The sequence below is a fragment of the Rhodoferax saidenbachensis genome, from assembly GCF_031457975.1.
GTDB classification, from domain to species: Bacteria; Pseudomonadota; Gammaproteobacteria; order Burkholderiales; family Burkholderiaceae_C; genus Allorhodoferax; species Allorhodoferax saidenbachensis_A.
In genome coordinates this window covers 31,844-44,246 of record NZ_JAVDXO010000007.1, presented here as the reverse complement: position 1 = coordinate 44,246, position 12,403 = coordinate 31,844, and the positions used below count along the sequence as shown (strand labels likewise).

The following is a 12,403-nucleotide window of genomic DNA, read 5'->3' as shown; positions in this document are numbered from 1 at the left end:
TGTTTTTAGTTGCGTGGCTGCAAGCCCGCCGGCACATAGCGCGCCAGCCGCGCGGCAATGGCCACCTCGTGCCGCTGCCACCACACGCCCAGCGCCACCACCCCCAAGCCCAACAGCGTGAGCGCCAGCGGAAACAGCAGGCTGTCGCGGAACACCTGGTGCGACAGGTAGCCCAGGTACAACGCCACGCCCAGCGCACCAAACACCGTGAACACGCGTCGCCCTATGGCCGCACCCAGCAGCACCATCACCACGTTGATCAGCGCGTAAATCACCTTGCCCCACGGCGAGCCCGAATCGCTCAGGCTCAGGCCGCTCCAGAACATGGTGGTGCCAAAGATGTAGAGCCAGAATGCAAAGTCCTGCCGCCACTCGGCCGTGCGGGACAGGCGGCTGCGCACATCCACCCACAGCGCCAGCGCCACGGTGCCTATACCAAACACCAGCGACACATCGCGCGTGAACTCCCATTCCCAACCATGGTCCATCAGCAGCGCATTGGCCACGTCCATGCTCATGTACCAGAGCGTCACCGCCAGCGGCATCACCATGAAAGGCAGGCGGTAGCGCCACAGCATCACCACGCCCGCGGCCAGCGTGACAAATTCGAGCGTGAGCCAGCGCCAGTCAATGCGCGTGTGGTAGCTGGAGAACGAATCTGGCCCGCCCGGCGGCCACAGCCCAGCCACACTCTGCGCGCTCCACGCCACCAGCGACACCAGACACACCGCCAGCGTGGCCAGCAGCCCAGCAGGCACGCGCAGGCCGCGTGCCTTGAAGTAGTCGGCCACCTTCAGGCAGGCAATCAGGTACGCCACTCCAATGGCCAGCAGCGCCACCGGCCCCACCGCCTGAAAGCCCAGCGTCATGAACAGGCTCATGGCGCCTATGGCCACCAGACCGCCAAAGTAATACAGCACATTCACAAAGCCAAACGCCGGGCCCGCTGCCGGCGCGGCGGTGCGCTCCAGCGGCTGGGTGCTGTGGGTGGTCATGGCGTCGCGGCTCCAGCGCCGCCACAGGGTGTCGGCCTGGGTTTTGGTCAGCAGGCCATCGCGCTCCGCGTCCCGCAGGTCTTGGTAACGCAGCTCGACTACCAGATTGGTGGTGTCGGTGAAGTCTTTGATGTGCATGGTGCATACCTGCTGTGGTTTTGCGCATATGTACCACAGCCAGCCTCCTAGAATCCGCCCATGCAAAACCTTATGCCTGCGGCAAGCGCCTCTGCCCTGCCCGCCATCCTGGACCAGATCCACACCGACGCCCAGGCCCTGTTCGGCCAGGGCCGGGTGGCCAGCTACATCCCCGCGCTGGCCGAGGTGCCGCCACGGCAGTTTGGCATCGCGGTGGCGCTGGTAGATGGCAGCACCTTCAGCGTGGGCGATGCGCACACTTCTTTCTCGCTGCAAAGCATCACCAAGCTGTTTGCCTTTGTGCTGGCGCTGAAAAGCGTGGGCGATGAACTCTGGCAGCGCGTAGGGCGCGAGCCGTCAGGCGCAGCGTTCAACTCCATGGTGCAGTTGGAGACTGAAAAAGGCATTCCACGCAACCCGTTCATCAACGCGGGCGCCCTGGTCATCACCGACATCTTGACCACCCGCTACGCCCACCTGGACTACGCGCTGTTAGGCGCCCTGCGCCGCCTGACCGACGACCCCGAACTGAGCTGGAACGCGCGCATCGCCAGGTCCGAGCGCGACACCGCGCACCGCAACATGGCCATGGCCTATTTCATGAAAAGCTACGGCAACTTTGTGAACGACCCCGAGCTGGTGCTGGACAACTACTGCCGCCAGTGCGCCACCGAAATGAGCTGCGCCCAGCTGGCCCAGGCCACCATGTTCCTGGCCAACAACGGCCGCGACCTGCGCCGCGATGGCAGCCCCGACGAACAGTTTCTGGCTGCCGACGACGCCCGCCGCGTGAACGCCCTGATGCTGACCTGCGGCGCCTACGACGCCGCGGGCGACTTTGCCTACCGCATAGGCCTGCCGGTCAAAACCGGGGTGGGCGGCGGTATTGTGGCCATTGCGCCAGGCATAGGCACCGTGGCCGTGTGGGCACCCGAGCTGGACGCCAAAGGCAACTCGGTGCTGGGCGCGTTTGCCCTGGAGCAACTGGTGCTACGCACCGGCTGGAACCACGGCCAGGCCTGACAACCTTCAGGCCGCCCACTCCAGCCGGTCACGGCCATTGGCCTTGGCCGCGTAGGCTGCGCGGTCCGCATTGCAGATGTTTGCTTTCGCGTCCAGCTCCGCCTTCAGCATGGCCACGCCAGCCGAGCAGGTGTAGCTAAAGTCTGGCACATCCGACAGCGGCGCGGCGGCGCGCACCAGTTCCAGCACCCGGCTCACGGTCAGCGTGAGCGCCGCCGCCTCGATGTTGGGGAACAACAGCATGAACTCCTCTCCCCCCAGGCGGCCAAAGCCGTCTTCGCGGCGCAGCGTGCCGGCTACCAGCCGGGCAAAGTGCGTCAGCACCAGATCGCCCGCGTGGTGGCCGTGGGTGTCGTTCACGCACTTGAAGTGGTCCAGGTCCAGTATCACCACGCCGCAGGTCTGCCCCGAAGTACGCAGCTGTTCCAGCCGCTGATCCAACTGCTGCAGGATGTGCGCGCGGTTGCTGATGCCGGTGAGCGCATCGGTCTGCGCCGCCCGCAGCGCCCCATCGCGCGCCTGCCGAAGCGCACGCTCGCTGGTGCGCATGGCCGAAATGTCAAACGCCACGTGCAACACCCACCCCTGCTCGTCCACCGTCTCCGTGATGTAGATCCAGCGGCCATCGGTCAGGTCGGTCTCGAACGCGCGAAACGGCAACTTGCCCCGGCGCGAACGGGTGGAGGTGAGCCAGGCCTCGAAGTCATCCGTTTTGATGGCGGCGCCTACACCCGACATGTAACTGTGGCGCATCAGGTCGGACCAAGTTAGCCCGGCGTAGGTGGATAACCCAAAAATGCTGAGAAACGCCGGGTTGGCGTATCGCGTGGTGTCCGTCGCGTCAAACAGCGCCACAAACAACGGCGACTGTTTATGCAACCGCGCCATGTGCTGGACGAGGGCGTTGGACACAACAGGGGGCGAAGCCATGGACAGGTGTTTGAAAAAGAAAGTGCAGAGAAACTGTTGCGCCCAAGTGTATGTGGCGCAGGGCAAATATACGTGGCGTCTAGAATCGTTCTTATGAGCGCCAATACCCCTGCATCCCCTGCCAACCCCCCCGAAACGCCCAAAGTCAGCAACTTTTTGCGCCAGATCATCGAAAACGACCTGATTAACGGCACCTACGCCGCCCGCCGCTGGGCTGGCTCCCCTGGCGACGCCGCCCACCACGCCGCTGGCCAGCCCGACCCCGCCAAGATCCGCACCCGCTTTCCGCCCGAGCCCAATGGCTACCTGCACATCGGCCACGCCAAGAGCATCTGCATCAACTTTGGCCTGGCGCGCGACTACGGCGGTGTGTGCCACCTGCGCTTTGACGACACCAACCCCGAGAAGGAAGACACCGAATACGTCAACTCCATCATCGACGCGGTGAAATGGCTCGGCTTTGACTGGAACGGCGCGCCCGACGCCCCCGCCTACCAGGCCAGCGACTACTTTGGCTTTATGTACCGCGCAGCGGAATATTTGATCGAAGCCGGCTACGCCTATGTGGACGAGCAAACCGTAGAGCAGATGCGCGTGAACCGCGGCGACTTTGGCAAGCCCGGTGTGGACAGCCCCTTCCGCAGCCGCACGCCTGAGGAGAACCTGCGCATCTTCCGCGAGATGCGCGATGGCAAGCATGAAGACGGCAGCATGGTGCTGCGCGCCAAGATCGACATGGCCAGCCCCAACATCAACATGCGCGACCCGGCCATCTACCGCATCCGCCGCGCCACGCACCACAACACGGGCGACACCTGGTGCATCTACCCCATGTACACCTACGCGCACCCCATTGAAGACGCGCTGGAGCAAATCACCCATAGCCTGTGCACGCTGGAATTTGAAGACCAACGCCCGTTTTACGACTGGCTGCTGGAGCGCCTGAGCGAAGGCGGCCTGCTGGCTGCGCCCGCACCGCGCCAGTATGAGTTTGCCCGCCTGAACCTGACCTATGTGATCACCAGCAAGCGCAAGCTGGCGCAACTGGTGTACGACCACAAGGTGAGCGGCTGGGACGACCCGCGCATGCCAACCATCGTCGGCCTACGCCGCCGCGGCTACACGCCCGAGAGCGTGCAACTGTTTGCCGAGCGCATTGGCGTGACCAAGAGCGACAGCTGGATCGACTACAGCACGCTGGAAGGCTGCCTGCGCGAAGACCTGGAAGCCAAGGCCCACCGCGGCATGGCCGTCATCAACCCTGTGAAACTGGTGCTGACCAACTGGGACGAAGTCATGGGCGCCGGCCACCTGGAGCCCTGCACCCAACCCGCCCTGCCCCACCCGCCCGAGGGTGTGGAATCGCCCACACGCCACTTCACCATCGGCAAAGAGGTGTGGATCGAGCGCGAAGACTTTGAAGAAGTGCCCCCCAAGGGCTACAAGCGCCTGTTCCCTGGCAACAAGGTGCGCCTGAAGGGTGGCTATGTGATCGAATGCACCGGCTGCACCAAGGATGCGAATGGCGTCATCACCGAAGTGCTGGCCACCGTGGTGCCCGACACCAAGAGCGGCACGCCCGGCAGCGACTTGGTGAAGGTGAAAGCCGCGATCACCTGGGTCGGCGTGGCCAACGGCGTGAACGCCGAAGTCCGCATGTACGACCGCTTGTTTTTGGATGCGCAGCCCGACGCGGGCGGCAAAGACTTTATCGAGAGCCTGAACCCCAACAGCCTGAAAGTGGTGACCGCGATTGTTGAACCGTCACTGGCCAATGCTGCGCCAGACCAGAAGTTTCAGTTTGAACGGCATGGGTACTTTGTGGCGGATCGGGTGGACCATGTCACGGGTTCCAAGCCGGTGTTTAACTTGGCGGTGGGGTTGAAGGATTCTTGGGGGAAGTGACCGCTCTGTAAAACTCTTGCTCTATAGCGGTCATGCCGAACAGCAAACCACTTCGGTTTCGTACTGAAGAATCTCTTGTCAACGACTTCGTTCTATTCCTGAACAGAACGCGGAAGAGCAAATTTGAAGTGCTGCGTGAATACGAAGGCGGCTTTGGGATACCAGATTTGCTTTTGTATTCATTGCCTGAAAAGCGGAAGGCCAAAGATATCGCGTCTTTGGCTTGCATCAATCCGCGTCTGGCCCCTTTACTTTCTGAAGCAACTGCAAAAAGAATTGATACGCTGGCGGCGCTCTCGCAGACTACAGGTGCATCTCTGAATTCGACACGTCGTATTTTTTTAGAGTTATCAGATATAGGTCGAATCAAAAAAGGCAGCAACGCAATGCCGGGTTTTCAAATTTCCCCCATTGCTATTCCGCCATTCAAACAAGTAGTCGCCATCGAGGCGAAGCTCCGGGATTGGCGTAGAGCGTTGGTTCAAGCCTATAGGTACATTCAATTCGCAAATGAATCTTGGGTACTAATTGACCATGGAACGTCGTCATCTGCTCTCAGACACAAAGAGCAATTTCAGACCTATGGCGTGGGATTAGCCTCTTTCACCACAGGTGGAAAACTCTTCGTTCACGTACCAGCGGTGAATCGACCATGGTCCAATAGCGCCTTGGCTTGGCGGACTCAAGCCTTGCTCGCACGAGACTTAGTGCAGACTTAAAACGCATCGACCGCCTTGAGCCAAGACTCAAGGTGAGTTCCTTGCCCATGTCGTTCCAATTGAATGACTTTGCCAATTTGGGCATACGCGGCTTGAGCTCTCTCAATTCGTTCTCGCAAGTATTTTTTTCTTGAATCAATATCAATTTTTGATATCAATTCGGCCTCATTGGACATATTCAAAAAGTAGTGCTTATACAGTGGAGGCTGGTTGAAGGTGGGCTCCAACACCTGCGAAAAGGCGGCTTCTGCATAGCTGGTGGATTCGTAAATATCAGCCCAAACTCTAGGTAGCTTCTGTCGAATTTCCTTGGCCTGCTCAAATTGAACCCAATTGAGTAAGCCTTTCAAAAAGACTCGCGCTTTAGGCCCTCTTCTATCTTCATCGGTGACAATAAATTTGTCTGTAGTGAAAATCCTCGTGTTCTCAAAGCTGCCGATGGATATACCGACCTCCCCCTGAGCGGTAGACAGAATCGCCTCAGTGTTTTGGTGCCCCCAAGTCAACTCCAATCCAATGCCATTCATTTCTTGCCCCAAGCGGTGGCACGCAACTAAAAAATCTGCGTCGTGAATCTGCTTCGTATCACGCGGACTAGAGTAGATGAGATACAACTCTTTCACGTTTGAATAGCTGGTTATCCAACTCAACAACTTGGTACGGAAGCCCTCATCTCCCAACATTGCAGAAGTAACAGCCAAACTCAGGCAAATTTCTTCACTCGAATCAATCAAATCCATGAAGGCATCAACGCAAAACGCCTTCTGTCGATCCACATAGTTACTGTACATCTGATCTAAAAATCGAGTGGGCACGGTAATCCGCCTAAACCCCATCTCCATTTGGAAATCCACGCATTTCTGCGCGGAGTCCTTTACGTTTGCTTCAAATGTAGTCGTTGCAAACCCGCCCTCCACTATCTTTTCTGGAAAGAAATCATATTGAAGTAGCTTGGGTTTCTGTGAACTTGGGACATAGAACTGCGGGTCGAAAATGGAGGCTGTTCGCACCGATGCAGACAGTTTTTCAATGCTCGCTGGCGCCTGATGTACGGGACTCAAAATAAGGCCATCGCCACAATCATCCTTTTCAAAGGACTCAACATTCCATGTTGCGTTATGACCGACTTGATGGTGCACAGATATCTTCATCTTCTATTCCTCCACGTGACTTAATTCTTGTATCAAGAGATCGACCGTTCTAGGGCGCAGATACGGCTTCTTCTCCATCATTCTTTCAACTAGGTCGGACTGCCTTTGATTGGCAAAACCCAATTTAAAAAGTGAAGGAGGGACATTCTTCTCAGTCGCCTCAATAATTTCCATCATGTCCATTCCATGACGAGTTCGAAAAGGATGCGTTCCAGAAATCAGTTGGTACATCAAGACGCCAAGTGAAAACACATCCGTTTTGAAACTCACCAAGTCCTTGTCATTGGCGATGTGTTCTGGTGCAGCATAGTCAATCGAAATTGGCGCTTTTCCCCACCCCTCTTGGGTTATTCCAGCAGCACCCGTTTCGCGAACAATTCCAAAATCAATGATTACGATCTCTTGCTTAGAAGTCAGCAGAAGGTTGTCTGGCTTCACGTCACGATGGACAAGCTTGCGTTTGTGCTCCCAAAGCGGACGCAGACCGCAAACCACACTCTTCGCGATGTTGAAAACTTCTACTGGCTTGGCCACATAGTCATGCAACTTGTCAGAAAGGGGGACCGACTCGACAAACTCTTCAACGCTTACATACAGCCCTTCAGGCAACGCTTCATCGGTGACGGGATTCTCGGTAAAGTAATTTGAGTACAAAAGCCGAGGAAATTGAGGTGACTGAAGTTCGGCTAGCAAGTTTGCTTCTGCTTGCAACCTGGTCAGAGCGACTGTTCCTGCGCCAGATACGACTTTGACTACTACCTTCCCCCAAGTCTCCCAACCCTTGAGGTAAAGAGAATCCTTGTCAAGGATCAATTCATTTGGGATCTGACGATCTTCGAAATGTGAGAAGTAGACAACTCGTTGCCCAGACTCCTTTGCCACTCCATCTATAACAATGGATGGAATACAGGCCTGCAACTCTGCACGCAGCTCCGCCGAATCAGATGGCATCTTGACCTCCCCTTACATTTTTATTACGCCAGTCTACCTCGCGATACCAATATCACGAAACCATTCGAGCGCGGTTTGGCGACACGCTAAACGCTGCAGCGTGGTACTGAACCAGTTCTCGCGCACCATCTACCGCGACATGCCACGCGCCTTGCGCACAATGGCACTAGGCAAGGACGCCTTTTTGAGATGCCACCCTAGTTCCCGGCTACCTGGCAGGCCCGTGTTTGACCAAGAAATGGACGATCCTCGATTTCTCGAATGACCTGCACATCGCTACGCGGAATCGTTATGCGAAACGTGGCAACTGCCACCGGATCGGATTTTTTCTCTGCAGAAAATTCGATCAACCACTGGTCACCCACCTTGGAAAGTACTTGGGCTTTGACCTTTCCCCAATCATCGGCGTCGCATCTCAAGTCCTTGCTCACCATGCCATCTGGAACAGCACTGCGAATCAACTGACATGTTTTGGTGGGTACCCGCAGATCTGCAGGAGCGTCATCACGGATGCCAAGAAAACTGGCTGTCATTTCCGGGAACAGGTTCCTTTTACTCGCGGCAGCCGGTAGCAAGACAAAAAGAACTACGACGACGATTCCAGCTGCAATAGAAATCTCAAGCAATCGCAGCCTGACCGCTGCAGATGCATTGGCAAATATTGCAACCATCCACAAAGTAATGAGGATCACGCCTGCAGACAAATACGCCGAGCTGAACACCGGCAATAGAGATGCCAATATGACGAAAGTGAACATGTTCGCAGCAGCAATGCCGACTGCCGTAGAAGTCGTGTCTCGCCATGAAGTCTGCTTTTCCCTGGCAAGCAGAATTTTTACAAGCGTTACTAACCAAAGCAGCAGCATTCCTACGGACAACACGCTAGAGAAACTCAACCAAATTCCGCAGTCACGCAACTCAGGATAGGCCGTCGCGCCGAACACCAATCCAACACCGCCAAGCTGCAGCCCAACCATTTCTAGTTCAGTGAAATGCTGCTTGACCTCTGCTTTCTTCTCCTCCGATTCCGAGATGTGCGCTCGATAGAGAGCCGCGGGTGCAAACAAGCCAAGGGCCAGTACGCACAGCACACCAAACGCACTCGCCGCCGCGCCAACCCCCAAGCCGATTAGGACAGAGTAATCAGATGGAAAGAAGTCTATGGAGCGGAAGTACCAAAAGAGAATAGTGACGCCAAGTAAGGTTCCCAGCGCGGTCAGGCTCAGCCACGGTATTTCGCTGAGTGAGAGAAATATTCGACGCGTCTTATGCGACCACACAGGTTTGATTGCACTAGAAGCCGCTGACTTCTTCTTGATGAACTTGGGCATGTAGCCTCTCTCCCTTTTGTTATACACATTCTAGGCACCGCAAACACTGATCGCTATGCAATGCATAGCGATCTGCGCACATCCCAAGCGGGCTATAGGCCTATTTGGTACAAAATTGCCCCCTAGCTACACTTTGCCCATGCAACCCCAACCCATCCTCCACTTCTGGTTCGAAGAGCTAACCGCCAAGCAGCACTTCGTCAAAGACGCCGCGCTGGACGAAACTATTCGCGCGCGGTTTGGCGACACGCTGGAAGCCGCGGCGCGGTGTGAGCTGTTTGCGTGGCGCACCACCGCTGAGGGGCGGCTGGCGGAGATCATTGTGTTGGACCAGTTCTCGCGCAACGTGCACCGCGACACGCCGCGCGCCTTTGCGCAGGACGCGCTGGCGCTGGTGTTGGCGCAAGAGCTGGTTGCCAGCGAGCAGGACCGCAGCCTGCCCGTCGCGCAGCGCGTGTTTGCGTATATGCCTTACATGCACAGCGAGTCCGCGCTGGTGCATACGCAGGCGGTGGCGCTGTTTACGCAGTTGGGCATACAAGACAACCTGAACTTCGAGCTGCGCCACAAAGCCATCATCGACCGCTTTGGCCGCTACCCCCACCGCAACACCATCCTGGGGCGTAGCTCCAGCGCGGAAGAGCTGGCCTTTCTGAGCGAGCCGGGTTCTTCGTTCTAGGTTGTCGCCTACTGATGCCGATAGCACTTCGGCAAAAAATCCCATGAAGTTATTGAAAAAGTTCGCCGTTCATTGCGTGTTGATCACCACCAGCCTGTTGCTAGTGACCGGCTGCCAAAAAACTGAGGTTCGATATTCCGACACCTTGGACAAAAACGCCTTGATGGCCTTGCCGTTCCCTGGCTGGGCGCCGTCAGGCACGGCCAGGGTTCAAACCGTGGACATGTCGGCCTTGGCCAGCAAAGCCAAGACGGCCGATGCAGCAAGCACGCGGGCCGAAGTGACGCCGCTGTACGTGGTGAAGCTAGATGACACCCATGCGGCGCTGGTGACGCAGGCGTTGCCCGTGGGCGCGAGCGATGTGCCCGACGACTGCCATGCCTGCTCGGGCGCGATGGGCGCCTACTTCTTCGAGCACAGCGGCAGCGGATGGCGGCTGACGTCCAAGCAGGACTCCGTGGCCGAGAGTGGTGTGGAAAGCAATATTGGCAAAACCGGTGTCGCCAAACTAGGTGATGGGCAATTTGCCGTTACCGCCGAATGGGGCAGCTGCTGGCAAGGCAACTGCGGCACGTGGCTTGTGGTGGTGGGCCTGCAGCGTGAGCATGCCACCTTGCTGAACCCCGGGGTTACCTTGGCACAAGACAACGATGGCGCACGCGGAGCCTGCAGCGCCTTGGACGCCCCGCCCTCCGCAGACAGCAATGCCGAGCCTGCCAGCGAGTGTGTGGAGATTGAAGGCCAGTGGAAGTTTCAGGGCAACCGCCTGCTGGTGTCGTACCAGGGCCGCCTGAGCCAACCCGACACCAAAGGCCAGCTGCAACCCACCCAGAAGATTGCGCAACAAGTGGTCTACGAAGCCACACCCGGCAAGCTGACCTTGGTCAGCGGCAGCAATCCGGTCCCTGGTTTTTGAAATTGCTACGCTTTTAGTAGCTGCTAGCGCATATTCCACGGGGGCTAGAACACAAAAACCTTTCTAACCACGGGCTTTCATGCGCTTTGCCTCTCCCTCCAGAGCAAATCGCAAGGCGGATCGAGGCGCCAGGGTTTCATAGGGTATCCAAGCGTCTACATCCGCCCATTGTTTCTTGCTGGGTGCGAAATAGATTTGCTGCTGCCCCCATCGGTTCAAGAAATTGTCGACATGGGGTTTCAGCGGCCCTTGCACGTCCGCACCCGCCAAGCGAGTCAGTGATACCAAGTGAATACTGAGCCAAACCGACACGTGGCCTGCGTATTCGACCAGGCGAACGAAGAAGTCCAGCTCTTGGCTACGAGCCTGAACCACGGGCAGCAGATCGTCATAGGCCAAGTGGTCACCCGTATTGAGTGATAGCTCAAAGCACATGCGCACCACGGCAAGGTCACCATCATTCAGCGCTTGAGTCAAATACGCGTAGCGTGTTGCAGACGTAAAACTGCACAGCGCCACCAGTGCGGCCTTGCGCAATGACGGGTTTACATCCAAGAGCGCTGCCTCGCAGCAATCCATAGTATCGGCACGGCCCAGTTGGCCCAAGCCTTCCAGCGCGTAGCGCTTAAGCCGGATAGAGACTGGCTCCGCCAATACGCGGCGATAAGCGGCAACCAACACTTGCGGTTGGTCTTTGCTCCAGTGCCGCGCAAGCCATCGGATGGAGAACGAAGGGTCCCAAAGCGCGATGGACAAAAGTTCGTCCGTGTCCCCAAGCTTTCGGCGCCACAGGCTGAGGTACACAGCGCGGCGCAGTGCCATGGCCTTCAGATGATGGCGTTGGGTCAAAAGCGCTTGCAGCTCAGAATCCGCCAGCTTGTAAACCAGTGGCTCTACGGAGCGGGCCAGCGCGGAGTCACCGCTTTCTATGGCGCGCTCCACTTTCTCCAAGTCCGACCAGTCATACAGGGCCAGGCAAAGTCGCCAGCACTGGAAACGTACTTTGGCGCTGCCGTGGCTAGTGCCAGCCAACACCAGATCGCGGTTCTGAGGCTCCGCAAGGCGAGCCTGCAATGCCGCCAAGACTTGTTGAAAGTCCGCGCGACTTTGTGTCTCCAGCGCATAGAGGGCTGGCAACGCATCGACCAGAGACTCAAATGGCATGTGCGCCAGCCAGTGCAACACCAATTGCAGAGAAAGCTCGCGGTTGACGGGCACATAGTCATTGAGCCGCTTGGTCACTGGCTGCAAACCATCTACCCAGTCTTGCGCCATGAGCACACGCAGGCTGAATTCGCGGACGTAGCCGCTGCGATTGTCTAGGCGCTCAATCGCTGTCGTTGGAGACAAAGCTTGGAGGCGAGCCGCAGGAATGCGCTGGTCTTTGCGCCAAGCAAAGTACACATTGGAATACGCGGTGTCGTGTAGTCCATAAACTTCTCGTCCCCACGGATACTGCGAGTCGCTCGGTGTTTGCATACCTGCGGTGGGTAGTGCGACCGATTTGAATAGCTTGCTCAGAAAATCAGGAAAAGACAACTATCACTCCCGTTGCACAGGCGCTTTGCGCTGTGTGTTCTTACGTTGTTCTGGGTATTCTAGGGGGGCCTACGGCAGACACTTTTACTATCCTTTTAGGAGCTGCTTGCGCATATTCCACGGGGA

General features: G+C 57.4%; 11 protein-coding genes. 5 read left to right on the top strand and 6 right to left on the bottom strand.

Translation table 11 applies throughout. The features are described 5' to 3' along the window. Nucleotides 1-5: 5 nt before the first annotated feature. Entirely contained in the window at nucleotides 6-1,133 is a 1,128-nt protein-coding gene (locus tag J2X15_RS14700) for a DUF2157 domain-containing protein (protein WP_310344088.1), read from the bottom strand. A gap of 60 nt (nucleotides 1,134-1,193) precedes the next feature. Between J2X15_RS14700 and J2X15_RS14695 the strand changes: the two genes are divergently transcribed. Next, a complete protein-coding gene (locus J2X15_RS14695; RefSeq protein WP_310344087.1) occupies nucleotides 1,194-2,156 on the top strand; it encodes a glutaminase in 963 nt (320 codons plus the stop codon). Between the two features lie 6 nt (nucleotides 2,157-2,162). Here the strand turns inward: J2X15_RS14695 and J2X15_RS14690 are convergent, their stop codons facing one another. Further along, nucleotides 2,163-3,086, bottom strand: coding sequence for a GGDEF domain-containing protein (locus tag J2X15_RS14690; RefSeq protein ID WP_310344085.1), 924 nt, complete (start codon nucleotides 3,084-3,086; stop codon nucleotides 2,163-2,165). A gap of 93 nt (nucleotides 3,087-3,179) precedes the next feature. On the opposite strand from J2X15_RS14690, the gene J2X15_RS14685 reads away from it, so the two are divergent. Both J2X15_RS14685 and J2X15_RS14680 read left to right on the top strand, forming a co-directional pair. Then, nucleotides 3,180-4,991 carry a glutamine--tRNA ligase/YqeY domain fusion protein gene (locus J2X15_RS14685; RefSeq protein WP_310344083.1) on the top strand — a complete coding sequence of 604 codons (1,812 nt, stop codon included), beginning with the start codon at nucleotides 3,180-3,182 and terminating at the stop codon, nucleotides 4,989-4,991. Between the two features lie 32 nt (nucleotides 4,992-5,023). Continuing rightward, nucleotides 5,024-5,710 carry a hypothetical protein gene (locus J2X15_RS14680; protein ID WP_310344082.1) on the top strand — a complete coding sequence of 229 codons (687 nt, stop codon included), beginning with the start codon at nucleotides 5,024-5,026 and terminating at the stop codon, nucleotides 5,708-5,710. On the opposite strand, the gene J2X15_RS14675 is transcribed toward J2X15_RS14680, so the two are convergent. From J2X15_RS14675 to J2X15_RS14665, 3 genes are all read right to left on the bottom strand, one after another. Next, on the bottom strand, nucleotides 5,707-6,861 hold the full coding sequence (locus J2X15_RS14675; RefSeq protein ID WP_310344080.1) for a hypothetical protein: 1,155 nt from the start codon (nucleotides 6,859-6,861) through the stop codon (nucleotides 5,707-5,709). The genes J2X15_RS14680 and J2X15_RS14675 overlap by 4 nt on opposite strands. A gap of 3 nt (nucleotides 6,862-6,864) precedes the next feature. Next, on the bottom strand, nucleotides 6,865-7,812 hold the full coding sequence (locus J2X15_RS14670) for a serine/threonine protein kinase (RefSeq protein WP_310344078.1): 948 nt from the start codon (nucleotides 7,810-7,812) through the stop codon (nucleotides 6,865-6,867). Between the two features lie 197 nt (nucleotides 7,813-8,009). After that, nucleotides 8,010-9,143 carry a hypothetical protein gene (locus J2X15_RS14665; protein ID WP_310344077.1) on the bottom strand — a complete coding sequence of 378 codons (1,134 nt, stop codon included), beginning with the start codon at nucleotides 9,141-9,143 and terminating at the stop codon, nucleotides 8,010-8,012. Between the two features lie 139 nt (nucleotides 9,144-9,282). On the opposite strand from J2X15_RS14665, the gene J2X15_RS14660 reads away from it, so the two are divergent. Beyond that, complete coding sequence (locus J2X15_RS14660) at nucleotides 9,283-9,822, top strand: DUF924 family protein (RefSeq protein WP_310344076.1); 540 nt, start codon at nucleotides 9,283-9,285, stop codon at nucleotides 9,820-9,822. A gap of 43 nt (nucleotides 9,823-9,865) precedes the next feature. Continuing rightward, nucleotides 9,866-10,738: a hypothetical protein gene (locus J2X15_RS14655; RefSeq protein WP_310344074.1), complete on the top strand. Its 873-nt coding sequence runs from the start codon at nucleotides 9,866-9,868 to the stop codon at nucleotides 10,736-10,738. Between the two features lie 63 nt (nucleotides 10,739-10,801). Here J2X15_RS14655 and J2X15_RS14650 read toward each other — a convergent pair whose 3' ends face one another. Continuing rightward, nucleotides 10,802-12,277, bottom strand: coding sequence for a HEAT repeat domain-containing protein (locus J2X15_RS14650; RefSeq protein WP_310344073.1), 1,476 nt, complete (start codon nucleotides 12,275-12,277; stop codon nucleotides 10,802-10,804). Between the last annotated feature and the right edge of the window lie 126 nt (nucleotides 12,278-12,403).

Bases quoted from the DNA above. Each gene is read 5' to 3' on its own strand.
- J2X15_RS14660 (WP_310344076.1), top strand. From the start codon at position 9,283: ATGCAACCCCAACCCATCCTCCACTTCTGGTTCGAAGAGCTAACCGCC.
- J2X15_RS14675 (WP_310344080.1), bottom strand. From the start codon at position 6,861: ATGAAGATATCTGTGCACCATCAAGTCGGTCATAACGCAACATGGAAT.
- J2X15_RS14665 (WP_310344077.1), bottom strand. From the start codon at position 9,143: ATGCCCAAGTTCATCAAGAAGAAGTCAGCGGCTTCTAGTGCAATCAAA.
- J2X15_RS14695 (WP_310344087.1), top strand. From the start codon at position 1,194: ATGCAAAACCTTATGCCTGCGGCAAGCGCCTCTGCCCTGCCCGCCATC.
- J2X15_RS14655 (WP_310344074.1), top strand. From the start codon at position 9,866: ATGAAGTTATTGAAAAAGTTCGCCGTTCATTGCGTGTTGATCACCACC.
- J2X15_RS14685 (WP_310344083.1), top strand. From the start codon at position 3,180: ATGAGCGCCAATACCCCTGCATCCCCTGCCAACCCCCCCGAAACGCCC.
- J2X15_RS14690 (WP_310344085.1), bottom strand. From the start codon at position 3,086: ATGGCTTCGCCCCCTGTTGTGTCCAACGCCCTCGTCCAGCACATGGCG.
- J2X15_RS14700 (WP_310344088.1), bottom strand. From the start codon at position 1,133: ATGCACATCAAAGACTTCACCGACACCACCAATCTGGTAGTCGAGCTG.
- J2X15_RS14680 (WP_310344082.1), top strand. From the start codon at position 5,024: ATGCCGAACAGCAAACCACTTCGGTTTCGTACTGAAGAATCTCTTGTC.
- J2X15_RS14670 (WP_310344078.1), bottom strand. From the start codon at position 7,812: ATGCCATCTGATTCGGCGGAGCTGCGTGCAGAGTTGCAGGCCTGTATT.